General features: G+C 70.5%; 27 protein-coding genes. 11 read left to right on the top strand and 16 right to left on the bottom strand.

The window, feature by feature from the left end:
* Positions 1 to 95 precede the first annotated feature (95 nt).
* From fliP to csrA, 7 genes are read left to right on the top strand one after another with little or no spacing between them, the layout of a single operon-like run.
* Positions 96 to 983: a flagellar type III secretion system pore protein FliP gene (gene fliP, locus PA27867_RS07705; protein WP_066595005.1), complete on the top strand. Its 888-nt coding sequence runs from the start codon at positions 96 to 98 to the stop codon at positions 981 to 983.
* A complete protein-coding gene (gene fliQ / locus PA27867_RS07710; protein ID WP_066595006.1) occupies positions 983 to 1,258 on the top strand; it encodes a flagellar biosynthesis protein FliQ in 276 nt (91 codons plus the stop codon). Before fliP ends, fliQ begins: the two co-directional genes overlap by 1 nt.
* Positions 1,259 to 2,017, top strand: a complete 759-nt coding sequence (locus PA27867_RS07715; protein WP_066595011.1) for a flagellar biosynthetic protein FliR — start codon at positions 1,259 to 1,261, stop codon at positions 2,015 to 2,017.
* Entirely contained in the window at positions 2,017 to 3,198 is a 1,182-nt protein-coding gene (locus PA27867_RS07720) for an EscU/YscU/HrcU family type III secretion system export apparatus switch protein (protein ID WP_066595014.1), read from the top strand. Before PA27867_RS07715 ends, PA27867_RS07720 begins: the two co-directional genes overlap by 1 nt.
* A 54-nt stretch (positions 3,199 to 3,252) precedes the next feature.
* Complete coding sequence (locus tag PA27867_RS07725; RefSeq protein ID WP_066599393.1) at positions 3,253 to 5,250, top strand: flagellar biosynthesis protein FlhA; 1,998 nt, start codon at positions 3,253 to 3,255, stop codon at positions 5,248 to 5,250.
* Positions 5,225 to 6,613: a hypothetical protein gene (locus PA27867_RS20595; protein WP_157109160.1), complete on the top strand. Its 1,389-nt coding sequence runs from the start codon at positions 5,225 to 5,227 to the stop codon at positions 6,611 to 6,613. The genes PA27867_RS07725 and PA27867_RS20595 overlap by 26 nt, the downstream gene beginning before the upstream one ends.
* A gap of 4 nt (positions 6,614 to 6,617) precedes the next feature.
* Positions 6,618 to 6,896: a carbon storage regulator CsrA gene (gene csrA / locus PA27867_RS07735; RefSeq protein WP_066595019.1), complete on the top strand. Its 279-nt coding sequence runs from the start codon at positions 6,618 to 6,620 to the stop codon at positions 6,894 to 6,896.
* Between the two features lie 108 nt (positions 6,897 to 7,004).
* On the opposite strand, the gene PA27867_RS07740 is transcribed toward csrA, so the two are convergent.
* The 5 genes from PA27867_RS07740 to PA27867_RS07760 form a co-directional block, all read right to left on the bottom strand.
* Positions 7,005 to 8,081, bottom strand: a complete 1,077-nt coding sequence (locus PA27867_RS07740; protein WP_066595021.1) for a glycosidase — start codon at positions 8,079 to 8,081, stop codon at positions 7,005 to 7,007.
* 2 nt (positions 8,082 to 8,083) lie between these two features.
* On the bottom strand, positions 8,084 to 8,917 hold the full coding sequence (locus tag PA27867_RS07745; protein WP_066599395.1) for a carbohydrate ABC transporter permease: 834 nt from the start codon (positions 8,915 to 8,917) through the stop codon (positions 8,084 to 8,086).
* Between the two features lie 65 nt (positions 8,918 to 8,982).
* A complete protein-coding gene (locus tag PA27867_RS07750) occupies positions 8,983 to 9,942 on the bottom strand; it encodes a carbohydrate ABC transporter permease (RefSeq protein WP_066595023.1) in 960 nt (319 codons plus the stop codon).
* A gap of 5 nt (positions 9,943 to 9,947) precedes the next feature.
* On the bottom strand, positions 9,948 to 11,282 hold the full coding sequence (locus PA27867_RS07755; RefSeq protein WP_084021393.1) for an extracellular solute-binding protein: 1,335 nt from the start codon (positions 11,280 to 11,282) through the stop codon (positions 9,948 to 9,950).
* A gap of 76 nt (positions 11,283 to 11,358) precedes the next feature.
* The gene (locus PA27867_RS07760) at positions 11,359 to 12,429 is read right to left on the bottom strand and encodes a LacI family DNA-binding transcriptional regulator (RefSeq protein ID WP_066595024.1); all 1,071 of its coding nucleotides are present in this window, start codon (positions 12,427 to 12,429) and stop codon (positions 11,359 to 11,361) included.
* Between the two features lie 143 nt (positions 12,430 to 12,572).
* On the opposite strand from PA27867_RS07760, the gene PA27867_RS07765 reads away from it, so the two are divergent.
* Positions 12,573 to 14,066 carry a lipase maturation factor family protein gene (locus PA27867_RS07765; protein ID WP_066595026.1) on the top strand — a complete coding sequence of 498 codons (1,494 nt, stop codon included), beginning with the start codon at positions 12,573 to 12,575 and terminating at the stop codon, positions 14,064 to 14,066.
* Here PA27867_RS07765 and PA27867_RS07770 read toward each other — a convergent pair.
* Genes PA27867_RS07770 through idi form a run of 8 tightly spaced genes read right to left on the bottom strand, consistent with a single transcriptional unit; the run spans position 14,060 to position 20,173 of the window.
* The gene (locus tag PA27867_RS07770; protein ID WP_066595028.1) at positions 14,060 to 14,428 is read right to left on the bottom strand and encodes an RNA-binding S4 domain-containing protein; all 369 of its coding nucleotides are present in this window, start codon (positions 14,426 to 14,428) and stop codon (positions 14,060 to 14,062) included. The genes PA27867_RS07765 and PA27867_RS07770 overlap by 7 nt on opposite strands.
* Before the next feature lie 44 nt (positions 14,429 to 14,472).
* Positions 14,473 to 15,384: a prenyltransferase gene (locus tag PA27867_RS07775; protein ID WP_066595030.1), complete on the bottom strand. Its 912-nt coding sequence runs from the start codon at positions 15,382 to 15,384 to the stop codon at positions 14,473 to 14,475.
* Positions 15,381 to 15,731, bottom strand: a complete 351-nt coding sequence (locus PA27867_RS07780; RefSeq protein ID WP_066595032.1) for a lycopene cyclase domain-containing protein — start codon at positions 15,729 to 15,731, stop codon at positions 15,381 to 15,383. The genes PA27867_RS07775 and PA27867_RS07780 overlap by 4 nt, the downstream gene beginning before the upstream one ends.
* Positions 15,728 to 16,054 (bottom strand): lycopene cyclase domain-containing protein, encoded by a 327-nt coding sequence (locus PA27867_RS07785; RefSeq protein ID WP_066595034.1) that lies wholly within the window; start codon positions 16,052 to 16,054, stop codon positions 15,728 to 15,730. Before PA27867_RS07785 ends, PA27867_RS07780 begins: the two co-directional genes overlap by 4 nt.
* A gap of 7 nt (positions 16,055 to 16,061) precedes the next feature.
* Positions 16,062 to 17,681, bottom strand: a complete 1,620-nt coding sequence (gene crtI, locus PA27867_RS07790; RefSeq protein ID WP_066595035.1) for a phytoene desaturase family protein — start codon at positions 17,679 to 17,681, stop codon at positions 16,062 to 16,064.
* The gene (locus PA27867_RS07795; protein WP_066595036.1) at positions 17,678 to 18,586 is read right to left on the bottom strand and encodes a phytoene/squalene synthase family protein; all 909 of its coding nucleotides are present in this window, start codon (positions 18,584 to 18,586) and stop codon (positions 17,678 to 17,680) included. Before PA27867_RS07795 ends, crtI begins: the two co-directional genes overlap by 4 nt.
* Positions 18,583 to 19,629 carry a polyprenyl synthetase family protein gene (locus tag PA27867_RS07800; protein WP_167550829.1) on the bottom strand — a complete coding sequence of 349 codons (1,047 nt, stop codon included), beginning with the start codon at positions 19,627 to 19,629 and terminating at the stop codon, positions 18,583 to 18,585. The genes PA27867_RS07795 and PA27867_RS07800 overlap by 4 nt, the downstream gene beginning before the upstream one ends.
* Positions 19,622 to 20,173 carry an isopentenyl-diphosphate Delta-isomerase gene (gene idi, locus PA27867_RS07805; RefSeq protein ID WP_420480693.1) on the bottom strand — a complete coding sequence of 184 codons (552 nt, stop codon included), beginning with the start codon at positions 20,171 to 20,173 and terminating at the stop codon, positions 19,622 to 19,624. The genes PA27867_RS07800 and idi overlap by 8 nt, the downstream gene beginning before the upstream one ends.
* Before the next feature lie 83 nt (positions 20,174 to 20,256).
* On the opposite strand from idi, the gene PA27867_RS21180 reads away from it, so the two are divergent.
* Complete coding sequence (locus tag PA27867_RS21180) at positions 20,257 to 20,916, top strand: MarR family winged helix-turn-helix transcriptional regulator (RefSeq protein WP_066595041.1); 660 nt, start codon at positions 20,257 to 20,259, stop codon at positions 20,914 to 20,916.
* A 22-nt stretch (positions 20,917 to 20,938) separates the two neighbouring features.
* Complete coding sequence (locus PA27867_RS07815) at positions 20,939 to 21,466, top strand: adenine phosphoribosyltransferase (RefSeq protein WP_236900875.1); 528 nt, start codon at positions 20,939 to 20,941, stop codon at positions 21,464 to 21,466.
* Between the two features lie 39 nt (positions 21,467 to 21,505).
* Here the strand turns inward: PA27867_RS07815 and deoC are convergent, their stop codons facing one another.
* Positions 21,506 to 22,219, bottom strand: coding sequence for a deoxyribose-phosphate aldolase (gene deoC, locus PA27867_RS07820; RefSeq protein WP_066595043.1), 714 nt, complete (start codon positions 22,217 to 22,219; stop codon positions 21,506 to 21,508).
* A 111-nt stretch (positions 22,220 to 22,330) separates the two neighbouring features.
* On the opposite strand from deoC, the gene PA27867_RS07825 reads away from it, so the two are divergent.
* Positions 22,331 to 22,783 (top strand): NUDIX hydrolase, encoded by a 453-nt coding sequence (locus tag PA27867_RS07825; RefSeq protein ID WP_335582791.1) that lies wholly within the window; start codon positions 22,331 to 22,333, stop codon positions 22,781 to 22,783.
* Here the strand turns inward: PA27867_RS07825 and PA27867_RS07830 are convergent.
* Complete coding sequence (locus PA27867_RS07830) at positions 22,764 to 23,630, bottom strand: DUF1295 domain-containing protein (RefSeq protein WP_084020870.1); 867 nt, start codon at positions 23,628 to 23,630, stop codon at positions 22,764 to 22,766. The genes PA27867_RS07825 and PA27867_RS07830 overlap by 20 nt on opposite strands.
* A complete protein-coding gene (locus PA27867_RS07835) occupies positions 23,627 to 26,266 on the bottom strand; it encodes an ATP-dependent DNA ligase (protein WP_084020872.1) in 2,640 nt (879 codons plus the stop codon). Before PA27867_RS07835 ends, PA27867_RS07830 begins: the two co-directional genes overlap by 4 nt.
* Between the last annotated feature and the right edge of the window lie 17 nt (positions 26,267 to 26,283).

Genomic DNA, 26,283 nt, shown 5'->3' on the forward strand with positions numbered 1-26,283 from the left:
CCGTCCTGCCGCGCCCGGCACGCGCCGGACTGGTCCCACGGGCGGTTGGCGGGCTGGCACTCGGGCCGGTCCCTCGACCGTCACGCCCGCGCGCAGTGGTCAGTGAGCGGCGCGGCCGGCTGGCCCGCATCGGCGTCGCCGCCGCCCTGATCCTCATCATCGTGGCGGCCCTGATGATGCTGGTCGCCTCGGCAGGACACGCTGCCGAAAACACGACCGGCCACAGCAACGCCCTGGCGGTACCTGCCGAACCGATCGCGCCAACCGACCCGGCCACGCCCACCCCCGTGGCCACGCCGACGGCCACCCCGGGCACCGGACTCACGGTGGAGATCAACGGTCCGGACGGCGCCCCCTCCTCGGCCATCGTGACCCTGATCGGCATCACGCTGCTGTCGGTGGCCCCGGCGCTGCTGCTGATGATGACGTCGTTCACCAAGATCTTCGTGGTGCTCGCCATGACCCGCAACGCCCTCGCGCTGCCGTCGATCCCGCCGAACCAGGTGCTCGCCGGTCTCGCCCTGTTCCTGTCGTTGTTCATCATGGCTCCCGTGCTCACCGACATCAACACGGATGCGCTGCAGCCCTACCTCAACGGCACCATGACCTTCGACGACGCCGTGACGACAGGGTCGGAGCCACTGCGCACCTTCATGCTCGCGCACACCAGGCAGGAGGACCTCGCCCTGATGGTGCGCGCCTCCGACCAACCCAACCCGGCCAACACCGCCGCGGTATCGCTGCTCACCCTCATCCCGGCGTTCATGATCTCCGAACTCCGGGCCGCGTTCATCATCGGCTTCGTGATCTTCATCCCGTTCCTGGTCATCGACCTCGTGGTGTCCGCGGCGCTGATGTCGATGGGCATGATGATGCTGCCGCCCGTGATGATCTCCCTGCCGTTCAAGATCCTGCTCTTCATCCTCGTCGACGGCTGGGGCCTGATCATCACGACCCTGGTCAACAGTTACCGGGGTGGCTGATGGACTCCAACGCCGTTCTCGACATCGGGCTGCAGGCCATCGTCGTGGCCGCCAAGCTCTCCGCGCCCATCCTGATCACCGCCCTGGTGGTCGGTTTCGCGATCTCCCTCGTGCAGTCGATCACGCAGATCCAGGAGGTGACGCTCTCGTTCGTGCCCAAGGCCATCGCCGTGTGCGTGGCCATGCTCATCTGCGGGCACTGGATGATCTCGGAGATCGTCTCGTTCACCACCAATCTGTTCGACAAGATCCCCGGTCTCATCGGCGGTGGCTAGGTGGACATCACCCTGGACTTCGGCTGGCTCGAAGCCGTGATGCTCGCGGGCGTGCGCATGGTCGCGTTCCTCGTGATCGCGCCCCCGTTCTCGTTCAACGCCTTCCCGCTGCGCATCAAGGGCATGCTCGCCGTGGGGCTGGCCCTGGCCGTCGCCCCACGCGTGGTGCCCGACTACGCTTCGCCGGACACGGGCGGGTTCATCCTGGCGCTGCTGCTCGAGATCCTCGTGGGCGGGGTGTTGGGCTTCCTGGTGCTCGTCGTCTTCTCCGCCATCCAGTCCGCCGGCAACCTCATCGACCTGTTCGGCGGCTTCCAGCTGGCCCAGGGCTTCGACCCGCAGTCGATGGTCAACGGCGCCCAGTTCACCCGGCTCTACCAGATGACCGCGCTGGCGCTCCTGTTCGCCTCCGGTGGCTACCAGCTCATCCTCGGCGGACTCGCCCGGTCGTTCGCCGCCCTGCCGGTCGGCGGCGGAATCGACCTGGCCGTGCCGCTCGACGCCATCACCACGGCCGTCGGCCAGATGCTCCTGGCCTCTGTGCAGATCGCCGGCCCCCTCATCGTTGTGCTGTTCCTCGCCGACGCGGGCCTCGGCCTCCTCACCCGGGTGGCGCCCGCGCTGAACGCCTTCGCCCTCGGCTTCCCGCTCAAGATCCTCATCACCCTCACCCTCGGCGCAGCCGGCTTCATGGCCCTCCCGGGCATCGTGGCGTCCCTCACCGACGACGCGGTCACGAGCATGTGGGGGGTGCGCTGATGAGCGATTCGGGCGAACGCACCGAACAAGCCACCGAGAAGCGGATGCGCGAGGTGCGCTCCAAGGGACAGCTCTCCCGCTCCCAGGACCTCACGGCGTGGGTCGGCATCGGCGCGGCCGCGGTGATGATGCCCCTCACCATCGAGGCCGGCGCCGCCGCCGGGCGCACGCAACTCTTCGACATCCGTGCGGTGGCCGAGAACCCCGACCCGCAACGCGCGCTGGACCTGCTCGGTGAAGGGCTCGGCGCGATGGGCGGCATCCTCACGCCGATGCTGGTCGTGGTGTGCGTGGCGGTTCTGGCGGGGTCGATCGCCCAGGGCGGCATCCACATCAAGAAGCTCGCCGGCAAGTACGACCAGTTCAACCCGGTCACCGGGCTGGCCCGCACCTTCGGCAGCCAGGCGCTGTGGCAGGGGGTGAAGGCGCTGCTGAAGACCATCGTCGTCGGCGTGGTGCTGACGACCGTGATCCAGGGCCTGACGCCCGTGCTCATGACGGCCGGGGGACTGCCCGTGACCGTGCTGATCGGCGCCGCCACCGACGGTACTGCCGCGCTGGTGCAGTCGGCTGTGATCGCCGGTCTCGTGCTGGCCGCCGCCGACGTGTTCGTGGTGCTGCGGCGCAACCGCAAGCGCACCCGGATGACCAAGAAGGAGGTCACCGACGAGCACAAGAGCTCGGAGGGCGACCCGTTGATCCGCTCCCAGCGCCGGGCCCGGCAACTGGCGATGAGCCGCAACCGTATGATCGCCGCGGTCGCCACCGCCGACGTGGTGCTGATCAACCCCACCCATTTCGCCGTGGCCCTGCGCTATGAGCCGGGCAAGTCGGCGCCCCGCGTGGTCGCCACGGGTGCCGGGGTGATCGCCGCCCGCATCCGCGAGCAGGCGGAGACCGACGCCGTGCCCATCGTCAAGGACATCCCGCTCACCCGGGCGCTGCACAGCGCCTGCGCGCTCGGTGACGAGATCCCGGTGGAGCTGTACAACGCGGTCGCCCGGGTGCTCGCCTTTGTGCTGGCGCTCAAGACCCGCGGCTCCCGGTCAGGCGTGCACACCATGACCACCCCGCCGGCGCCCCCACCGCCGGCCCGTCACCGCGGCGCGCCCACCCCACCTGCTCCCACCAGACACCCGTCGCCCCTGCCCACTCGTATCCGCACCACGGAGGCCACCTAAGTGAACAGCACCCTCGCGAAATTCGCCGTCCCGGTCGGAGTGGTCGGCATCATCATGCTCCTTGTGGTCCCGGTGCCGGCCGTGCTCCTGGACGTGCTGATCATCGTCAACATCCTGCTGGCCCTGGTGACCCTGCTCACCACGATGTTCGTCAAGAAGCCGCTGGACTTCTCGGTGTTCCCGTCGCTGCTGCTCGTGGCCACGCTGTTCCGGTTGGGCCTCAACGTGGCCTCCACCCGGCTCGTGCTCGGCCAGGGCTACGCCGGGCAGGTGATCGCGTCGTTCGGGCACGTGGCCGTCGGCGGCTCGATCATCATCGGCGCGGTGATCTTCCTGATTCTCGTCGTCATCCAGTTCGTCGTGGTCACCAAGGGTGCAGAACGGGTCGCAGAGGTGGGCGCGCGGTTCACCCTCGACGCCATGCCGGGAAAGCAGATGGCCATCGACGCCGACCTGAACGCCGGCCTGATCACCGACGTGCAGGCCAAGGACCGCCGTGCAGAGGTCTCGGCCGAGGCCGACTTCTACGGCGCGATGGACGGCGCCTCCAAGTTCGTCAAGGGCGACGCGATCGCCGGCATCATCATCATCGTGATCAACCTGATCGGCGGCATCGCGATCGGCATGCTGCAGCGGGGCATGGAGATCGGCGACGCGCTGAACACCTACGCCCTGCTCACCATCGGCGACGGCCTGGTCACCCAGATCCCCGCACTGCTGATGGCCGTCTCCACCGGCATGATCGTCACCCGGTCCAACGCCGAATCCGACATCGGCGCCACAGCGTCCGCCCAGCTCACCCAGTCCCGCATGGCCCTGATGATCGCCGGCGCCGCCGCCATCCTGATGGCCCTCATCCCCGGGATGCCGATCATCCCGTTCGTCGTCGTCGGCGCCGGCCTCATCGTGCTCGCCCAACGCATCAAGGGCAACGAGGCCAGGGCCAAGGCCGGCGCGGCGGCTGCCGTGGCCGTCGAGAGCCGCGCGCCCCGGTCAGACACCGCCGAGGAGCTCATCGAGCAGATGCGCGTGCACGCCCTGGAGATCCAGCTCGCCCCCGACCTGGTCGACCTGGTGTCCGGCGCATCCGACGACCTGCTCGCCCGGGTGCGGGCGCTCCGCCGCAAGGTCGCCCTCGACCTGGGCATGGTGGTGCCCCCGGTGCGCACGAGGGACAACGTCGATCTGCCGCCGGCCACCTACTCCATCCGCATCTCGGGCGTCGAGGCCGGGCGGGGGATCGCCCCGGCCGGCAAGGTGCTCGCGCTCGGCGACAACCTGGAGTCCCTGCCGGGCACTGCGACGGTCGAACCGGTCTTCGGCCTGGTCGGCAAATGGGTGTCCAGCGAGATGCGGCCCCGGGCCGAGATGGCCGGCGCCACCGTGATCGACCGGGTGTCGGTGCTCGTCACCCACCTGTCCTCGATCATCACGGGTAACGCCGCACGGCTGCTCACCCGCGAAGACGTGCGGGTGCTCACGGATGGCGTGCGCCAGGTGAGTCCCTCCGCCGTCGACGACCTCGTGCCCGCCCTGCTCTCCCTGGCCGAGGTGCAGCGGGTGCTGCAAGGTCTGCTCGGCGAGCAGATCCCGATCAACGACCTGCCGCGCATCTACGAGGCACTGTCGGTGCGGGCCAAGGTGTCCGTAGACCAGGAGGGGCTGGTCGAGGCGGCCCGGCAGGCGCTGGGCCCCGCGCTCACCGCCCTGTATGTCGACGGCGGGGTGCTGCGGGTGATCATGATCGAACCGGGGCTCGAGCAGTCCATGCTCGAGGGCATGCGGCCGAGCGACCAGGGCAGCCAGATCCTCCTGGACCCGGTGCGGATCGACGCCATCCTCGGCTCACTGCAGAGCGCCATCGCCACGGTCGAGGCCAGCGGACGCACGGCGGTGCTGGTCTGCGCGCCGGCCTTGCGCCCCGCCATCCGGCGCCTGGTCTCGGCGCAGTCCGGCGGCCTGCCGGTGCTGTCCTACGAAGAGGTCACCTCCGCCCGCGTGGCCATCGAGACCGTGGGGGTGGTCCGTGGAACCGCGACGATTCCGGCTTGAGGGTGCGTCGCTTCCGGAGCTGCGGGAACGCGTGCGCGCCGAACACGGGCGGGATGCCCGCATCGTGCGGGCCGAACAGATCACCGTCGGCGGCATCCGCGGCTACTTCGCCAAGCGGCACGTGGAGGTGACAGTTGAGGTTCCCGTCGAGGTATTCGTGGAGGTGCAGCCCGCCGGCCGTCGCCGCGGCAGGGATGAGCTCACCACCAGGCTCGGCATCGCAGCCCTGCTCGACGATGCCGACGCCGCCGAGTCCGAGCTGATCGGCATCGGGGCGGGCCCCGACCGGGCGGGCGCCGGGGCGACCGGGGCCGGTTCCGCGGGCGCTGGCACGAGTGGTGCCGATCCTGCCGGCAACGGTCCGGCCGGCGCTGGTCCGGCGGGCAGCGGTTCGACCGGAGTGGGGTCGACCGGCGTGGGCCCGGGAGGCGCCGGCGCGACCGGTGCCGGCTGGGCGGGCGCCGTATCGGGCGGTGCCGCACAGCCGGGGGAGACCGGGAGCCCCGTGGACGTCGATCCTGCCGCTCAGCCCGCTCAGCCCGCAGCGCGCCGAGCCGCGTCCGCGCGTGAGAGGCGGCCGGAAACGGTGTCGACCGGTACGCCCGACTTCGCCCGGCTGATGGACGACCTGACCTTCGCCACCGCGCCCGGCCGCGGTGGGCCGGGTCAGACGGCCCCGACGGTCGCACCGGGCACCGGTGCCGGCGCGGCCTCGTCGGGCACCGAGGCGCCGGAGCTCCCTCTCGAACTCAGCGTCGCGGCCCCTGCTCTGCTCGACGGCCCGGGCGACCTGGTGCTGCTGGTCGGGATGCCCGACGACGTGCTCGAGGTCGTGCGACTGCTCTCGACGGGTCCAGGCGCGCCGATCAGCGCCGCCAGTGACCGGATCGTCGACAGGCGCGGCGCGCTGGCCGCCCGGGCCAGGGGAGTGGAGCAGGGCCGGAGCATCCTGGTCGCCTGCCCGGTACCCGGCCCGTTCGCGCTGTCCGGTCCCGGTGACGCGCCCGGAGCGTCCGGCTCCGACGTTGCCGCCCTGGCGGCGCTGGGCGCAGACCAGGCCTGGGCCGTCGTGCACGCCGGACGGAAGGCCGCCGACACCGCCCGGTGGGTGAGCGCCGCGCGGGCCACCATGGCCATCGACGCCCTCGCGGTGGTCGGCGCCGAGTCCACGGCAACCCCGGGCACGGTGCGCCGGCTCGGCCTGCCGATCGGGTGGATCGCCCCGGCCCAGGGATCTCCGTCGGGCCGTGTCGGCACGCAGCAGCGGGGCAGGACGCCAGTCCAGGACCGGCCAGGCACGCCCACCGACGCACGCCCGCAGCACGGCCCCGAGGGGCCGAACGACCCGTTCGCGATAGGCTGACCGGATGCTGGTTCTCACGCGCAAACAGGGGGAAAAGATCCTCATCGGTGACGATATCGTCATCACAGTGCTCGACGTCCGCGGCGACAGCATCCGCATCGGGGTGGACGCCCCGCGCGGTATCTCGATCCAGCGGGCCGAGATCCTCACGGCCGTCACCGAGGCCAACCTCGAGGCGAACGTGGCCGCCGGCCGGTCCGAGGAGGCCGCCGCCGACCAACTCAGGTCCAGCCTCGGCCTGCCCGCCCCGGTCACGCCCGCCCCGGTGACGCCCGCCCCGTAACCGTCCGCCCCGACGACCCGGGCCCAACTGTCACCGAAGCGGACAGGTGCACCCCCGGAGTACGGGGTGCACGTGTCCGCTTCGGGACCAGTTCTGGGCGGGGAAGGCTCAGTCGAGCGGGCGGCGGTCCATCCGGGCCACGCCGATCTTGGAGTCGGCCATGCCGTAGAACACGTAGAGCTGACCCTCGATCTCCTCGATCGCGGTGGGGAAGACCACGTTGGGCACGATCCCGCTGGTCTCATCGGGCGTCTCGGCCTTCAGCAGCGGTTCCTCGGTGCGGGCGAGCACGATCGTGGGGTCGTCGGCGTCCAGGATCATGGCTCCGGCGGCGTAGTTCACCTTCTGCTGCTGGTCGAACGCGCTGTTGATCACCCCGGTCACACCGTGGTGCAGCAGCAGCCAGCCCTCCGGCACCCGCAGCGGAGCGGGGCCGCCGCCGATCTTCAGTTCTTCGAAGGCGAACTCCGGCCCGGCCAGGAACCGGTGCCCGCGCCACATCGTGAGGGCGGAGACATCCGCCAGCACCTCGGACACCGGGATGTAGCTGATCCAGATGCTCTGGCGCTGGTCGGTCACTCCGGCCGGCACCCGGATGCCCTCACCGGGGCGGGTCTCGCCCAGGTCCCACATGGGCCGGTGCAGCACCGCGAAGCTGGCCACGCCGTCCGGGGCGGTCACCGGCTCCGGGAAGAAGACCGTGTCCTTGTTGTGGAAGAGGTTGAGGTCCATGTCGAGCGCGTCGTCGTAGGCGAAGAGGGCCGGGCCCAGGCGCCGCCACTCGCGGAGGTCCTCCGACACGGCCACCGCGGTGCGCGGACCGAGCGGACCGTAGGCCACGTAGGTCATCACGTGCAGACCGAGGAGCGGCACGAAGGTCACCCGCGGATCCTCCACGCCGGCATTGTTGGCGCCGCGTTCCCAGCCACGGTCGGGGGCGAGGACGACACCCTCGCGTTCGACACCGGTGGGCACACCGTCCTCGATGATCAGGCGCGCCAGGCCGACCCTGGAGACGTTGCCGGTGGCGACCAGGCGGGGGAGCAAGTACAGGGTGCCGTCCGGGGTGCGGCCGGTCGCGGGGTTGAGCACGCCCTCGGCCTCGAGCTCATTGCCGTCTTCCGGCGTCATGATGACGCCCATCCGGGTGAGGGTGTACGGGAATGCGGTGCTGACGGTGTGCATGGCTAACCTTTCACGCCCGAGCCGATATTGCTCGAGACGAAGTGACGCTGGAACAGGATGAACAGGAGCACTGCCGGGCCGGCCAGAACACAGGCGCCGGCCAGGATGGCTCCGAAGGGGTTGGCCGCCGTGGCGGCGACATTGCTGAGGTAGTTCGCCAGTGAGACGGCGAGCGGTTGCAGCGAGGCTTCCTTGGTGATCAGGAACGGCCAGAGGAATTCGTTCCACGGGCCGATGAAGGTCAACAGCACCACCGTGAGCAGCGCCGGCCGCACGAGCGGCAACGCGATCCGGCGCAGGATCCGCAGCTCCCCGGCGCCGTCGATGCGGGCCGCATCGAAGAGCTCCTTGGGGATCTGCAGGAAGTACTGCCGGAAGATGATCACCGCTGTCGAGTTGATGGCGAACGGCAGGATCATGCCCAGGTAGTTGTCGGCGAGGCCGTAGTCCCTGGCGATCATCACGTACAGCGGGATCATCAGGAGCTGGAACGGAACCACCTGCACCAGCAGCGCCAGCGCGAAGGTCACTCCGCGGCCGCGCCACTGCAGCTGAGCGAGGGCGTACCCGACCAGGACACCGAACACGACCGTGCACAGGATCACGCCGCCGGTGAAGATGCCCGAGTTCAGCAGCCCCTGCAGCAGGTTGATCCGGCCGTTGATGTCGGCGTAGTTGTCGAGCGTCAAGTTGGCCGGGTTGGGGAAGGCACCCGCGATGGTCGGGTCCGGCTTGGTCTGGAGCGATCCGATGACCATGTAGTAGAACGGGAACAGGAACACCAGCGCGCCCACCAGCAGCACGACGCCGCGCAGGATGTTCTGACCACGGCTCATGCCGTCCGCCCGGTGGGTGCGGTCGGGCGCCTCAGCGGTCCTGGGCCGCTCGGTGCGTGTGCGGCTCATGATTCATCACCCCCGGCGAGCTTCCGCTGGATGAACGCGAGGATGAGGACACCGATCACGAGGATCACTCCGATCGCGGCCGCCGTGTCCGGCGAGCCCTGTTCGATACCGCGCTGGTACATGATCAGCACGGGGGAGGTGGACGCGCCGTTCGGGCCGCCGCCGCCGGTGAGCAGGTACGGCTCGGTGAAGAGGTTGGCACCGGTCACGGTCGACAGCAGCAACACGAGCACCGTCGCCGGGCGCACACCGGGCACGGTGACCGAGAAGAAGCTGCGGATCTTGCCCGCCCCATCCGTCGCCGCTGCCTCGTAGAGCTCCTCGGACACGTTCTGCAGCGCGGCCAGGTAGAGCAGGATGAAGAACCCCAGGCCCTTCCAGGTGACGAAGATCGCGATGGTGGGCATGGCCCACTGCTCGTTGATCAGCCAGGCCGGATCGGGGGCAAGCGGGCCCAGGATCTGGTTGACCAGCCCGTTACCGCTGAACAGGAAGATCCACACGCCCACGACCGCGACGGATGCGGTGACATACGGCACGTAGTACGACACACGCAGGAAGGTGCGGAAACGCACCGCCTTGTTCAGGGCGCTGGCGAGGACCAGGGAGAGCACCACGGTGAGCGGCACGTTGATCAGCAGGAAGATCCCCACGTTGCCGAATGACCGGATGACGGCGGGATCGCTGAGCACCTCCTGGAAGTTGGCCAGCCCCACGAAGGGCCGGTCGACCTGGGCGCCGGGGGCGGCGAAGAAGTAATCGTGGAACGACATCCAGAAGGCGAACACCAGGGGATAGGCGAAGACCGCGAGGACGAAGATCAGGTACGGTGCGCTGAGCAGGAGCCCGAACGGGTTCTTGCCCAGCCACTGGCGCTTGCGGCGCGGGCGGGCGCCCCCGCCGGGAGGCGTTGCGGGCCTCCCGGCGAGGGGTCGTTTCGGGGTGAGGGTGGACATGATGCCTACGGCTGCGCGATCAGGTCGTTGACCTTGGTGGCCGCGTCATCCAGGGAGCCGGCCACATCGCCGTCTCCGGTGATCACCGACTTGGTGTACGCGTCACGGAAGGCCTGCCACACGGCGACCGAGTTGGCGACGCTGGGCACCTCGACCGTACGGGACGCCTGGTCACCGAACTGCTGGTACGCGGGGTTCGCCGCGAAGTAGTCCGGGTACACCGTGGTCAGATCGGCCCGCAGCGGCATCTGGCCGGTCAGTTCGAGCAGCTGGCCGTCCTGCTCCTCGCTGGTGGCGAACTTCAGCACGTCCCAAGCCGTGGCCTGGTTCTCGCAGGCGGTGAACATACCCACGTTCTTGGCGTCGCTGAAGGTGTAGGTGTCCTCGGCGGGCGTGCCGGCACTGGTGGGAACCGGAACGGCGCCCCAGTTCACGGCGTCCTTGTAGACCGACACCGCCCACGGCCCGACGATCGACATGGCGGCCTGGCCGTCGGCGAACGAGTCACCCTGGTACTGCTCCTTGCCGGCGAGCCCCTCTGAGTACAGGGTCTTCCAGAACTCGGCGACCGCGGCGCCGTCGGCGTCGTTGAAGGTGGCCTCGCCGTCCTCGACGAGCTGCGTGCCGCCGGTCTCGGCCGCGTAGAGCGGGTAGAAGTCGAACCAGCTCTGGAAGAACTGGCTGGTGGGGGCCGGGTAGATGGCGTTGGGAGCTGCGCCGCTGGCGACCAGGGTGCGCGAGGTGGCGAGGAAGTCATCGTAGGTGGACAGCTGCGGGTTCTCCGGGTCGAGCCCGGCCGCGGCGAACATGTCCTTGTTGTAGAAGATCATGACGGGGTTCGACTTCCAGGGCATCTGGTAGTAGTCCCCGTCGGCGTCCTGGTACTGCGACGACGCCTCTCCGGTGCGCTCCTCGATGTAGCTGGCGCCGTCCTCGAAGCTGCTGAGATCGACCAGACCGCCCTGCTTCTGGAACTGCGGCACCGCGACGGGGGCGGTGTTGAAGACCAGGCAGGGCGCGTTGCCGGCCGTGATGGCGGCTCCGATGACCTCTTCGCTGCTCTTGCCGGCGGGGATCTCCTGGGCCTTGACCTGCTCATCGGGGTGGTCGGCGTTCCAGGCTGAGACCATCTGCTTGCCCCACGCGATCTCGGTCTCGTTGTTGGAGTACCAGATGGTGATGTCTCCGCGGGAGTCCGAGCCGCCGGAGGAGGCGCCTCCGCTCGAGCAGGCGCCCAGGGCGACGATCATGGCGGCGGAGGTGGCTGCCGCGGCGAGGAACCTGGCGTTGCGCCGCCTGGTCTGGCGGTTCGTGCTGGTGGTGCGGGTGCGGGTATGCATGTGATTCTCCATTCATGAATCCGCAGCGGCTCTGCTGCGGCACGGTAGTGCGGGGCATGTCCGGCGGGACACGTCCCTAGTAGGGCGGTGGGGCGGATGCCGATCCCCGCACGATCAGGCGGGCAGCGGGCAGCTCGACATCCTCGGCGCTCCCGGTCCGGATCAGGCCGAGCAGAGTGCTCGCAGCGGCTCGGCCCCAGACCATGGGGGTGGCGCCGACGGTGGTCAGGGCCGGGTAGACGTACCGGGCGAACTCGATGTCGTCGAAGCCGGTGATGGACAGGTCGTCGGGGACCCGCACGCCGAGCTCCTGGGCCACACCGATTCCGGCAATGGCCATCGGGTCGTTGGCGAAGACGATGGCGGTGGGCGGTTCGGCCTGGCGCAGCAGCCGCCGGGTGGCATCCGCGCCGGCCGCGATCGAGAAGTCGGTTTCGACGACCTGGCCCTGGCCCAGCCCGGCGGCCTGCATGGCCTGGGTGAACGCATCCCGCCGCCGGCGCCCGTGCAGCATGGCCGCGCTGCCGGCGACATGGGCGATGCGACGGTGGCCGAGGGAGCTGAGGTGCCGCACCGACTCGGCGATGCCCTGGGTGTCGTCGATGGAGACCGCGGGAAACGGGCTCGGCTGGTCCGGGCGGCCCAGAGTCACGGTCGGCAGGCCCAGCTCGGTCAGGCAGGGGATGCGTGCATCGTCCCGGCGGAGGTCGCTGAGGAAGACGCCGTCAACCCGGCCGTCGGCGACTAGGGTGCGGTAGGTGGCCAGCTCGGTCTTCTCGTCGGGGACGACGCTGAGCACCAGGGCCAGTCCTTCGGGGGCGAGGATGGTCTCGACCCCGGCGATGAACGAGGTGAAGAAGGGGTCGGAGCCGAGGACCTCGGGGTCCCTGGCGATGACCAGGCCGAGGGCGAACGACCGCTGGGAGGAAAGCGAACGGGCCCGGAGCGACGGCGTCCAGCCGAGCAGGCCGGCGACGGAGAGGATCCGGGCCCGCGTTTCGGCGGAGACTCCCGGTCGGTCGTTGAGGGCGAACGACACCAGCCCCTTGCTGACCCCGGCCTGACGGGCGACGTCGGCGATGGTCACCTTGGCCGCGTCCTTCGACGCTGATGCGTCGGGTGTGCTGGAATCCGGGTGGGAATCCATGCGGGGCCTCCTCGTTGATGGCGTTCCCGGTTCGGCGGGGATGCTGTGCTGAACCGGTTTAGAGTCAACCTATACCGGTTTAGCCGGTGGCGTCAAGGGTCTCCTTGTTGGGCAGCACGGGTGCGCCTAGGGTGGGCAGCACCATGGAGTGGTTCGGGACCGGCGACTACGACATCGCCCGCGAGGTGCTGCAGCGGGGGATCGCCGCGATCTTCCTGATCGCGTTCGTCTCTGCGCTCGCCCAGTTCCCGGCCCTGTTGGGCGACAACGGCCTCCTGCCCGTGCGCCGGTTCACCCAGGTGGTGAGCATGCGCCGGGCGCCCAGCCTGTTCCAGTGGCGGTACTCGGACAGGTTGCTGCGCCTGGTCGCCTGGGGGTGCGTCCTGCTGGCCGCGTCGGTGCTCCTCGGCCTGCCGCAGGCCGGTCCGGCCTGGCTGCCGATGCTCGTGTTCCTGGTGCTCTTCGGGGCCTACCTGTCCATCGTCAACGTGGGGCAGACGTTCTACGCCTTCGGCTGGGAGAGCCTCCTGGTCGAAGCAGGCTTCATCGTCGCGTTCCTCGGCTCCGACGCCGTGGCCACCCCGCTGCCGATCCTGCTCTTCCTGCGCTGGCTGGTGTTCCGGCTCGAGTTCGGCGCCGGGCTGATCAAGATCCGCGGAGGCCGGGAGTGGCGGGACCTCACCGCGCTGTTCTACCACCACGAGACCCAGCCGATGCCCAATCCGATCAGCTGGTTCGTGCACCACCTGCCCCGGCGGTTCCACCGCGGGGAGGTGCTGGGCAACCACGCCGTTCAGCTGGTGCTGCCGTTCCTGCTCTTCGCCCCGCAGCCCGTGGCGTCTATCGCCGCGGGCATCATCGTGCTCAGCCAGCTCTGGCTGGTGCTCACCGGCAATTTCGCCTGGCTGAACTGGATCACGATAGTGCTGGCCGCATCCGCCGTCGACGACGCGTCCTTCCGCTGGCTCGGCGGATGGGTCGCACCGGCCCTGCGGGACCCCGCACCGCTGGAGGCGCCAGGAGAGCAGCCGGTGTGGTTCGTCGTGGTGGTGCTGGCCGTGACGGCCCTGCTGTTGGTGCTCAGCTATTGGCCCGCCCGCAACCTGCTCCGGCGGCGGCAGCTCATGAACGCCAGCTTCAATCCCCTCCACCTGGTGAACGCCTACGGGGCCTTCGGCACGGTCACCAAGGAACGCTTCGAGGTGGTGGTCGAGGGCAGCGCTGACGAGGATCCCCGCACCGAGGACGGGTGGCTGGCCTACGAGTTCCGCGGCAAGCCAGGCGCCGTCGGCCGGATCCCCGGGCAGTTCGCCCCGTACCACCTGCGCTTGGACTGGCTGATGTGGTTCCTGGCCTTGGGGGCGCGCGACACCCGCTGGTTCGAGGTCTTCCTGGCCCGGCTGCTGGAGGGAGACCGGGCCACCCTGCGCCTCCTGGCCGGCAACCCGTTCCCGGACGGGCCGCCGCGCTTCGTGCGGGCGCGGGTGTTCCGCTACCGGTTCAGCACCCCGGCCGAGCGCCGTGCCGGGCACGTGTGGTGGGTGCGCACGGAGGCCGGCGTGCTGGTGCCGCCGGTGACCCTGCCGCCCCAGGCTCCGCCCCCAGCCTCGCCGCCGCCGCAGGCTGGCGGTCAGTAGCCGCGCAGCTCCTCGATGTCCCGGCGCTCGCGCTTGGTGGGCCGGCCGGCGCCGCGGTCGCGCATCGGCACCAGGGCCACCTCCTCGCGGGGCGGCGGAGGCGGGGTGTTGTCCACGAAGCACTCCGCGGCCACGCTCGGCCCCACGCGCTTGACGATGATCCGCGACACCACGAGCACCCGGTCGAACCCGTTGGATCTGATGCGCACCTCGTCGCCCGGTTTGACCGCCTGAGCGGACTTGGCCCGCTCGCCGTTCACCCGCACGTGCCCGGCCCGGCAGGCCGCGGTGGCCTGGGAGCGGGTCTTGTGCATCCGCACCGCCCAGGCCCAGCTGTCGACGCGGGCGCTCTGCAGTTCCATGCCTCGACTCTACGCGGCGGCAGCGGTCAGACGATGACGCCGGCTCAGCGCACCACGACCCAGACGATCAGCAGCATGGTCACCAGGAACCCCGTGAAGAAGTTCAACCGGAGGAACCGCTTCCAGCCGTTGTTGGCCCGTTCGGAATCGGCGTCGCTGATCGACCGGTACGGCCAGGCGGCGAGCACGTATGGAATCACGAGCAGTGCAGCGAGCGGACCCGGCCAGTCCGTCACGAGCATCAGCAGGCCCGCCAGCATCCAGAAGACGATCGCCAGGCGCACGGTCTGGGCGGCGCCGAAGGCCGTAGCGATCGAACTGATGCCGCCCTGGCGGTCGGGTTCGACATCCTGCACGGCGCCGAAGGCGTGGCTGGCGATACCCCAGAAGAAGAACGCCGTGAGCAGCGCCACGAGGTCGGGGGTGATCAGGGCCCCGGCCACGGCGAGCCCGTACACGGCCGGGCTCACGAAGTGGATGCTCGAGGTCACCGAGTCCAGCACCGGGCGTTCCTTGAACCGCAGGCCGGGGGCCGAGTAGGCCACCACCGCGAACAGGCTGAGCGCAAGCACCACCCACGACCAGGGGTTCACGCCGGCGAGCAGCACCATGGCGAGCAGCACCGGCAGGGCCGTGGCGACGCCGGAGACCAACACCGTACGGTGCAGGCTCCGGTCGAGCATCGCCCCCTCCACGCCGCCCTTCCGGGGGTTGCGCAGGTCGGACTCGTAGTCGAAGACGTCGTTGATGCCGTACATGAGCAGGTTGTACGGAATGAGGAAGAACAGGGTGCCCACCACGAGCAGGGCGTCGACGCGTCCGGTGCTGACGATGTAGGCGGCCGCGAAGGGAAACGCTGTGTTGATCCAGCTGAGCGGGCGCGACGAGAGCAGCACCTGGCGCACGGTGTGGCCGAGGCCTGTGGCCGGTCGCGGCCGGGGTACCGATTCGGTCATTGTCTGCCTTCCGATCGTGACGAACTCCGGCCCCTCGGGCTCCGCCGGGTGTCACCGCCGAGCAGCGACCAGGCCGCGGGCAGCAGGAGCGCCGCCGCCACGGGATAGGCGAAGTCCTCCAGGGGAGCGATCCCCACGAAGAATCCGGAGATCAGGGCCGGGTCGTAGTCGACCAGTCCCACTCCGATCATGATGTTATCGAACACCGCGGTGAGCAGGAGCACGGCCACCAGGGCGAGTCCCGCCGCCGGGAGCATTCGGCGGTACCCCGGCCGGCGCAGGTACGCCGCGGCGGCCACGACGACGGCGAGGCCGAGGAAGACGATATTGAGCAGGGTGTAGGTCACGGGGTGTGCCTCGTTTCCAGCAGCATCCGCACGCCCTGCAGCGCGTTCATGAACAGGTAGCAGAGGAAGGTCAGGAAGAAGACCTCTTCGACGGGCAGCTCGGGCGCCAGCTGCAGCCCGGTCATGAAGTCGGTCTCGCCGCGGTAGAAGATACCGGCGCCGATGCCCCAGAGGTCCCAGGCCAGGAAGAAGGCGACCCCGATCGCCAGAACGGCGGCCGCCACAACGGGCGCGCGCCAGAAGAACAGCCCGAACCTCCGGTCGAGCACGACCATGCCGGTCAGTGAGACGAGCAGGGCCAGCAGGTAGAGCACACCCGGCATCGAGGTGTCACCGCACCCTGGCGCCGGCCGGACCGCTCGGCAGGGGCTCGGGCAGCGGACCTGTGCTCACGTCACCGCGGATGCGCTTGAGCAGGATCTCGGCGCTGATCAGGCACATCGGTAGGCCGATGCCCGGGATGGTGCTGCCGCCGGCATAGTAGAGGCCGTCGATGTGCTTGGACACATTGGTGCCGCGGAAGAACGCGCTCTGCTTGAGCGTGTGCGCCGGGCCCAGTGCCCCGCCCTTCCAGGAGTTGAGGTCGTCGGCGAAGTCGGCCGGGCCGATCGTGCGGCGCACCACGATGCGCTCGGCCAGGTCGGGGATGCCGGCCCACTCGGCGAGCTGGCCGATCGCGGCGTCCGCGATGCCCTCCACGGTGTCGGAGCCGGCGCCGTTGACACCGCCGTGGCCGAGGCCCGTGTCGGCGGGCACGGGGATGAGCAGGAACAGGTTGCTGGCGCCGTCCGGGGCGACCCCGGGGTCGGTGGCGCTGGGCATGCAGGCGTAGAACGAGGCGGGGTTCGGCACCGAGGTCACTGCACCGAAGATACGGTCGAAGTTGTCGGCCCAGTCCTTCGTGAAGAACAGGGTGTGGTGGGTGAGCTTGGGCAGATCACCCGTCACGCCGAGCAACACGAGCACCGCGCCGGGGCCCGAGGTGCGCTTCTGCCACCAGCGCTCGGGGTAGGTCTGCTTGGCCGGCTCCACGAGTTCGGTCTCGGTGTGGTGCAGGTCGGCGGCGGAGACGACGATGTCGGCATCCAGCGTCACGGTCGCTCCGGCCGCAGTAGTGTAGCGCACGCCCTCGACGGCGGCCTTGGCAGAACGGCCGGCCGGGGTGGCGCCCGAACGGATCGCCTGCACCCGGGCGCCGGTCTCGATCGTGACGCCCTGGGCGCGGGCGAGGTCGGCGATGCTGTCGATCAGGCGGGTGAAACCGCCCTGCGGGTACAGCACGCCGTCGGCCAGGTCGAGGTGGCTCATCAGGTGGTACATCGACGGGGTGCGGTCGGGCGAGGAGCCGAGGAACACGGCGGGGTAGCCGAGGATCTGCCGGATCCTGGGGTCGCGGAAGTAGCCGGCCACGAACTTGTCCAGGGGCTGCAGCAGCAGCCGGCCGAGCCGACCCATCCGGGAGAGCACGTCGCGCACCAGCAGGGGCTTGAATGAGGCGAAGCTGGTGTACAGGAACCTGTCCACCGCCATGTCGTAGGTCTCCCGCGCCGAGGCGAGGTATCTTTCCAGCCGGGTTCCGGCGCCGGGCTCGAGGCTCTCGAAGAGCCGGATGTTGTCTGCACGGTCGGCGCGCACGTCCACGGGATCTGCGTCGGACTCGAAGTAGACCCGGTAGCCGGGGTCGAGGCGGGTGAGCTCGAGCTGTTCGGCCGCGCTCGTGCCCATCAGGCGGTAGAAGTGCTCGAACACCTGCGGCATGAGATACCAGGACGGCCCGGTCTCGAACCTGAACCCGTCGGCCTCCCAGAATCCGGCCCGGCCGCCGAGGGTGTCGTGCGCCTCGAGCAGCGTGACCTCGTGGCCCTCCCTGGCCAGCAGGGCGGCGCTGGCCAGCCCGGCGATGCCGCCGCCGATCACGACGGTGCGGGTGGGTGCGGCGGGGCGGCTCATCGGCGCCACGCCTGCGGGCCGAGCGAGGACGACAGGGCGATCATCAGTTTCTCCGGATCCGGCACACGCACGCGGGTGCTCATCAATTCGTGGGCGGGGGTCTCCCGCAGTCTCGCAGACAGCCTGGCGAACAGGTGGTGGGCGGCCGTCACGGCGCGTCGGCTGCCGGTCGGCAGCAAAGGCAGGACCCGCTCGGCGGCCTCGAGGTCGGCGTCCATGTCGTCGAGCAGCAGGTCTTTCTGCGGGTCGGTGAGCCGGGCCAGGTCGATTCCGGGGAAGTAGTTCCGGCCGAGCGCGTCGCGGTCGGCGGCCAGGTCGCGGAGGAAGTTGACCTTCTGGAAGGCCGCGCCGAGGCTGCGGGCACCGTGGACCAGCTCGGCCCGCTCAGCGGGCGTGCGGGGGGAGTCCTGCAGGAAGCTCTGCAGGCACATCAGCCCCACGACCTCAGCCGAGCCGTAGATGTATTCCGCGACGCTCGCGGCTGTGAAGGGCGCCGGGTCGAGGTCGCGGCGCATCGACGCGAAGAACGGGCGGGTGAGCGCGGGCTCGATCCCCACCCGGCGGGCGGTGAGAGCGAACGCATGCACCACCAGGTTGGTACTGAAGCCCCGGGTCATGGCCCGCTCGGTCTCCTGCTCCAGGTCGTCCAGCAGCTCGCGCTGACCGGCCAGGTCGATGCCGGCCTCGGCTGCGGCGCCGTCGACGATCTCGTCGGCGATCCGCACGAGAGCGTAGATGGTGCGCACATCCTCCCGCACACCGGGGGCCAGGAGGCGGGCGGCGAGTCCGAACGACGTCGAGTAGTGCCCGATCACCGTGGCGGAACTGGCGAGGGCGGCGGCGTTGTAGGTGCCGAGAGTGGTGGGTAGGGCGCTGGTTTGGGGCCCCGCGGTGTCGCGGCTCATTTGCGGCGGGTCACGGCGCTGCGCGCCAGCTGGGTCAGGGTGGTGCGCAGGTCTTCGGGCATGAGGGGCACGGCGAGGGACTCCACGGCGCGGCCGGCGTATTCGCGGGCCAGGGCATCCGCGGTGTCTAGGGCTCCGCACTCGCGCAGATGCGTGCGCACGGACTCGGCCTCGGGTTCGGTCAGATCGTCCTTGCCCAGGAACGGCGCGATCAGCGGCCACCGGTCGGTGGCGCCGGCGTGGGCGATCAGGGCGGTCTGCTTGCCCTCCCGCAGGTCGGCGAGCACGCTCTTTCCGGTGGTGTCCGCGTCGCCGAACACACCGAGCAGGTCGTCGGTGAGCTGGAAGGCCACGCCGATCAGTCGGCCGAACCGGCCCAGGGCGTCGATGGCCTCCTCCGGTGCGCCGGCCAGCACGGCGCCGGCCTGCAACGGGGCCTCGAACGAGTAGATCGCCGTCTTGTGCTCGAGGGTGGCGATGACCTGCTCGATCGTGAGCGGTACCGGGCTGACTGTGTTGGTCACATCCGCCAGCTCGCCCGCGGCCGACACGAACACGGCCCGATCGAGGAGGTCGAGCAGGCGGGCGCGCATGGTGGTCTCCACCGGGAGCAGGGCGAGGGCGCGGTGGGCCTCGCTCAGGGCCAGGTCGCCGGCCAGAATGGCGGCGGTCGCGGCCCAGGCCTCGGCCTGGCCGGTCCCCGCACCGTGCGCGATCGCGCGTTCGGTGAACCGGCCGGCGATGTTGGCCATGCCGCGGCGGGAGAGGTCACGGTCGATCACGTCGTCGTGGATCAGGAACGCGGTGTGCAGCAGTTCGAAACTGACCGCCACGGGGGTGGACAGGGTGTGGTCGGTGCCGCCGAAACCGTCGTAGGCGGCCAGGACCAGTGCCGGGCGCACCCGCTTGCCGCCGCGGCTGGCGAGGTCGAGGGCATCCCAGAGCGCCACGTAGTGCTCGCCGTAGTCGCTGGCGCGCAACCGCGCAGCGGCGAAGAAACGGTGCAGCTCGGTCTCGACGCCCAGCGTCGCGATCTCATGCACCGAAGGTCTCCAATTCACGCATCTGCAGGACCATCCAGGGGCTGAACGCGAAGGGGCTGGCCAGGACGGAGCGCCGCAGCACCTCCGGGTCGGTCCAGGTGAACTCCATCACCTCGTCCGGGTTGGCCGTCGGGTCGCCCACGGCGCGGGCCAGGTACACGGGGCACACCTCGTTCTCGACGATGCCGCTGCTGTCGGTGGCGCGGTAGCGGAACAGCGGGAGAGCGAGCTCGATGTTCTCGATCTGCAGCCCGAGCTCGAATCCGGCGCGGCGGTGTACGGCGTCGGTGAGAGTCTCGGCCGGAGCCGGGTGGCCGCAGAAGGAGTTCGTCCAGACGCCGGGCCAGGTCTTCTTGCCCAACGCCCTGCGGGTGAGGAGGACCTCGCCGCGCTCGTTGAAGACGTAGCAGGAGAATGCCAGATGCAGGGATGTGTCGGCGCCGTGCACGCTGCTCTTGGGCGCGGTGCCGATCTCGAGGCCATCCTCGTCGAGCAGAACGACCCAGTCGTCGACCCGGTCCATGGTGTTTTCTGCTGTGTGCATCACGGGACTCCCTCTCGTGCAGCCAAGATACCTTGAAAAAGTACCTAACCGAGTTAGCGATATTCGAGGCTAGCATGGTGCCTATGCCCACCGACGCCCAACCTGCCGGGCAATCTGAAGCCGAGCGTTCGGGCGGCTTCTGGTACCCGGCCTCCGGCGGCGCTCCTTTGAGCGCCGTGGACGTCCTGCGCGCCGTCCGCCGGTTCCGGGCCGCCGATCTCGCCATGCGCAACCGTGTGCGGTCGGGCATGGACATGCACGACACCGACCTCGTCGCCGTGCGGCACCTGATCGCGGCGGAGGAGCGCGGCGAACCCATCGGGCCCAAGGATCTCACCCGGCATCTGGGGATCTCCACCGCCGCCACGGCCAAACTGCTCACCAGGCTCGAGGCCGCCGGGCGGTTGCGGCGGGAACCGCACCCCAGCGACCGCCGGGCGCAGGTGCTGCACGCCACCGGCGCCGCGCACGAGGAGGTGCGCCGGGCGCTCGGCTCGGCGCATCAGCGCATGCTGGCCGCCGCCGAGAAGCTCAGCCCGTCGGAGCAGCACGCGGTGGTGCGTTTCCTCGACGAGCTCAGCGGGGCCATGGATGAACCGCCCGAGCAGACGGAGCCGACGAGAGACGGCGAGGCGGGCGCGGTCGAGACCGCTGAGGGGGAGCACCGCACACCTGAGCGTCCGCAGGGCGAGAGGGCGGCGGCCGGGACCTCCGTCCCACCGGAGTCGCCGCGGCAGCCGTGACCGCGACGGTACCCTGGAGGACGTGATTGTTCCCGCAGCCCAGCACGTGCACACCCTCCTCGCCTCCTACCCAGACTTCCCGCTTCCCGGCATCCTGTTCCGCGACCTCAATCCGGTCTTCGCGGATGCCCTGGCGTTCCGGGCCATCATCGACGAGCTGACCGAGCGCTACCGGGGCCAGTTCGACGCCGTCGCCGGGATCGAGGCCCGCGGCTTCCTGCTCGCGGCCGGCATCGGCTACGCCGCCGGATGCGCCGTACTCGCCGTGCGCAAGGGCGGCAAGCTGCCCGGCACGGTCCTGGCCGAGGAGTACGACCTGGAGTACGGCTCCGCCCGGCTCGAGCTCGAGGTGGGCCAGCTGCCCGCCGGCTCCCGGGTGCTCATCGTGGACGATGTGCTCGCAACGGGCGGCACCGTCGCGGCGACGGCGCGCCTGATCGAGCGCGCCGGGTACACCATGGTGGGCGTGGGCGTGGTGCTCGAGCTGGCGGACCTCGACGGCCGCAGCCGCATCGGCGACACGCCCGTGCACACCATCATCTCGCTCTAGCCGGGTGCGGAAGGCGCGCCGGGGCAGCTCGGCTGACGCCTAGTAGGCCGCGGGGTTGGCCGGGGCGGCGACAGCCGCGCCGGAGAGCACGGCCCTCGTGCCCGAGACGCCCAGGCGCGTGGCGCCGGCGTCGATCATGGCGAGGGCGTCGGCATTGCTGCGCACCCCGCCGGAGGCCTTCACGCCGAGGGCACCGGCAACGGTGTGCGCCATCAGGCGCACGGCGTGCACGGTCGCTCCGCCGGCAGGGTGGAAGCCCGTGGAAGTCTTGACGAAGTCGGCGCCGGCGGCGACGGCCGCCCGGCAGGCGCCCACGATCTCATCGTCGGTGAGGGCGGCGGACTCGATGATGACCTTGAGCACCAGGGGTGCGGGGATCTCCGCGCGCACGGCGCTGATGTCGGCCTCGACGAGGTCGAACCGGCCGGCCTTGGCGGCTCCGATGTCGATGACCATGTCCACCTCGTCGGTGCCCTGGGCCACGGCCAGCGCGGCCTCCGCGGCCTTGATCGCGCTGGCGTGCTTGCCGCTCGGGAACCCGCACACCACGGCGACCTTGAGGTCGGCATCCGCGGGCAGGGTCAGCGGCAGCATCGACGGCGACACGCAGACGGAGTAGACGCCCAGCTCGACGGCCTCGGCGATGAGGGCGGCCACGTCGGCCTGGGTGGCTTCGGGCTTGAGCAGGGTGTGGTCGATGTAGCGGGCCAGTGCTGCGGCGTCGAGGGCGCTGGCGGGGGTGGAAGAGGTCATGCTCGTCAAGTCCTTTGGGAGGGGCGGGAAGGTCGCCGCCGGGCTCGATCTTACCCGGCCCGGCAGAACGGGCCCCGGCCGGTGCGGCATGCTTAAGCGATGAGCGGCAGCGTGAGTGCACACAGCGGGGACGCCTGGGTCTTCGGCCCGGACGGTTCCCGGTTCTGGGGTCGGTACGGCGCGGCCGGATTACTCGTGCACCACGCCGAGCGAGGAGTACTCCTGCAGCACCGGGCCGTGTGGAGCCATCACGGTGATACCTGGGGTGTCCCAGGAGGCGCCAGGCACGAGAACGAGAGCGCACTCGACGCCGCGATCCGGGAGGCCGGGGAAGAGGCCGGCGTGCCGGCGCACCTGCTCCGGTTCAGCTTCAGCTCGGTGGTCGACCTCGGATTCTGGTCCTACACGACAGTGGTGGTGGAGGCCCTTGAGGCCTTCGACGCGGTCATCAGCGACTCCGAGAGCATCGCGCTGCGCTGGGTGCCGCCGGCCGACGTCGACCTGCTGCCGCTGCATCCGGGCTTCGCCGCCAGCTGGCCCGCACTCAGGGCGCGTCTGGCCTGAACGGGTCCTCGGCCCCCGGCACGCGGATGTCTGCGGGGCGCCTGGGGAACCACGGCACCAGGGGCCACACCTCGCGCCGGTAGCCGGCATAGCCGGGATGCCGCGCCACCGAGATGCTCTCGGTGAGGGCGATCGAGCCGACGAAGAGCAGGGTCAGCAGCACCGCCCCCAGCGTGCCGGGCTGCAGGAGCGTGCCCGCCGCGAGGGCGCCGAAAACGGCGACGGTCCACCACTGGGCGATCTCGAAGAAGTAGTTCGGATGGCGGGAGAAGCGGAACAGCCCGCTTCGCAGGAAGCCAGGATCCGCCGCGCCCTGGGCCGCGAGCCTGCGCCGCTCCTGCTGGAACCGCCACTGCTGCTGATCGGCCACGCTCTCGCCGGCCAGGAAGGCCAGGAACAGGGCCGTCGCCGCGAGCTCAGGAAGGCCGAACCGGCCCGGATGCTGCAGCACGATCCAGCCGGGCAGGGCGATCATGAGCAGTAGGAGGTTCTGGGTCACCGAGATGAAGACCAGGTTGACGACGGCGAAGCGGCGCGGCGACATCCGCCGGCGCAGTTCGGCCCAACGGTAGTCCTCGCCGCCGGGCCGGTAGCCGCCTTTGCGCGCGAAGTTCAGGGTGAGCCGCACGCCCCACAGGGTGCCCAGCGCCGCCAGGACGAGCAGGCGCGCATCCGGCGGGTCGGCGGCGAGGGCGAAGATCCAGAGATAGACGGCCGGCAGGATGGACCAGGCCCTGTCGACCCAGGAGTAGTCCCGGGTGGCCAGCGACAGCAGCCATGCGGCGGCCGCGGCCAGCCCCGCGATCACCAGGCAGATGAGCAGGGCGGATGCGGCAGGTTCGGTCATCGGGAATCACCCGCCTCGGCCACGGCGGCCCCCAGCGCTGCTTCTTCCCGCACGGCTTCTTCCCGCACCACATCGGCGGGGTCCTTGTCGGCCCGCAGCCCCCGCCAGCTGGGGTGCCGCAGCCGGCCGGCCGGCGTCCAGGCCGAGAAGTCCACCTCGCCGACCAGGGCCGGCTGCACCCAGACGGCGTCAGCCGCGTCGGCCGCCGGCACGTCCTCGAACGGGGTGTCCGCCGTCGAAAGCTCGTCGAGGCGCCGTCGGAGAGCGGTGAGGTCCCGGTCGCGGAAGCCCGTGCCGACGCGCCCCGCGTAGAGCAGCCGCCGGGGTGCGCCCGGGGCAGTTTCGGGCCCGGCCGGCGCGGGTATCCCCACCAGGAGCGAGCCCAGGGTCGAGGAGCGATGACCGGCTCCGGGACGCCAGCCGCCGATGACGACCTCCTGGCTGGTCACGTGCTTGATCTTCACCCAGCGGTCGGCGCGGCGGCCGGCGAGGTAACCGCTGCGGGTGTCCTTGGCGATGATGCCCTCCAGGCCCAGCCGGGAGCTGGTAGCCAGCACCGTGGCCGCATCCTGGTCGTCGAACGCCGGCGGCACCTGAACGGTGCCCGTTCCCTGCACCCACCGTTCAAGGGCCTGCCGGCGCTCGGCATAGGGCAGCTCGACGAGGGGGCGCCAGTCGTGCTCGAGGAGGTCGAAGACGAAGTAGTGCACCGGTGCGCCCTGGCGGGCCCGGCGCACGTCGGTCGGGTCGGTGAGCCCGAGCCGGGTCTGCAACAGGGAGAAGTCGGGCCGGTTGTGACGGTCCAGCGCGACCACCTCGCCGTCCAGCACGGCGGCCCGGCCGGCCAGGGCCGCGCGCAGGTCGTCGACGAGTTCGGGGAACGCGGCCGTGACGTCGTTGCCGTTGCGGGTGAGGAAACGCACGGCTCCGTCGGCGCCCGCTCCGACGGTGGCGATCATGCGGATGCCGTCCCATTTCATCTCGTACGCCCAGTCGGTCTCGGCCGAGAGGTCGCGCAGGGTGCCCGGCCGGGCGAGCATGGGGGAGTAGGCCGCTGCGCGAAGTGGGGCGCTGGTGACGCGGGCCTCCTGGGCAGAGCCGCCCTGGCCGGCGCCGGATGTCTCCGCGGCCGGCGGGCGCCGGGACTTCATGAGGTGGATCAACCAATTGCGGGAGCCGGCGCCCCCGGTGCGGATGAGGGCGAAGGTGCGCCCCGACTCGTCCCCACCCGCCGCGAGCGGGCCGCCGGGACTGCCGTGCAGGGTCACGATGATCTCGTCGTCCCGCCACTTCTCCGCGCTGTATTCGCCCCGGTCCCAGATCGACATCGTCCCTGCACCGTATTCCCCGGCCGGAATGTCACCCTCGAACGCGAGGTACTCGAGCGGGTGGTCCTCGGTCTGCACGGCCAGGTGGTTGTGGGTGGGGTCGGTGGGCACCCCCTTGGGCAGCGCCCAGGAGGCCAACACGCCCTCGTGCTCCAGGCGCAGGTCGAAGTGCAGGGCCCTGGCATGGTGTTCCTGGACCACGAAGGCGGCTCCGCCGGCGGCCGGGGAGGCGTCAGGCGTGCTCTTCGGCATGGGTTCGGGCGTGCGCCGGGCGTCCCGCTTGCTCCGGTAGGTGTGCAGGCGGTCCTCGTCCGGCCCAGCGGTGGCCCCGGAAGCCGGCACCGGGCCCGCCGCGGCGCCGGCATGCGCGTCGGCGGCGTCGGCCACGGCCGCCAGCGGGTCCGGCGCCCGGGAGAGCCGTTTGAGCACCTGGTGGTAGTCCAACTGCTCCAGCCCCGGCGCCTCCAGCTCGCGCCAGGTGCGCGGAGCCGCCACGAACGGCCGCAGCAGGCCGCGCAGGCTGTACGGCGCGATGGTGGTCTTGGCCGCGCTGTTCTGGCTCCAGTCCACGAAGACCTTGCCCGGTCGCATCGACCGGGTCATCGCGCTGAGCACCTCGTCCGGATGGTCGGCTTCCAGCGCCCGGGCCAGCTCCCTGGCCACCTGGCTCACCTGCTCCGAACTGTGCCGGCCGTCCAACGCCGCATAGAGGTGGATGCCCTTGCTCCCGCTCGTCACGGGCCGGGCGTCCAGGCCCATGTCCAGCAGCAGCGCCCGAGCCCAGCGCGCCACCTCGGCGCATTCCGCCAGACCCACCCCGTCGCCGGGGTCGAGGTCGAGCACCAACCGGTCCGGAGGGCTCTGCGCGCCCCGGGCATCGAACCGCCACTGCGGAACATGGATCTCGAGGGTGCCGATCTGCGCCAGCCAGGTGAGGGTGGCCAGGTCGTTCACGAGCGGGTACACGGTGCTGCGCTCCTTGTGCTCCAGCTCCCGGCGCTCCACCCACTCGGGTGTGCCGTCGCCCAGATTCTTCTGGAAGAACACCTGGCCGGGTTCGGCGGCGGTGCCCACACCGTGCACCCAGCGCTTGCGCGTGGCCGGCCGGTCCCGCGTGTGCCGGATGAGCGCATCCGCCACGTCCGCGTAATAGCCGAGGACATCGGCCTTGGTCGTGCCGGTGGCCGGATACATCACCTTCTCGAGATTGGTGAGGGTGACCCGGCGGCCGCCCACCGTCACGACCTCGCGGTGCGCCCCGGCGGTGTCCGCCGGGTTGTGTCCCGCAACCTCCGCGCCATGTGCCATGAGGCCAGCTTGCTCCT

The organism is Cryobacterium arcticum, assembly GCF_001679725.1.
Lineage (GTDB): Bacteria > Actinomycetota > Actinomycetes > Actinomycetales > Microbacteriaceae > Cryobacterium > Cryobacterium arcticum_A.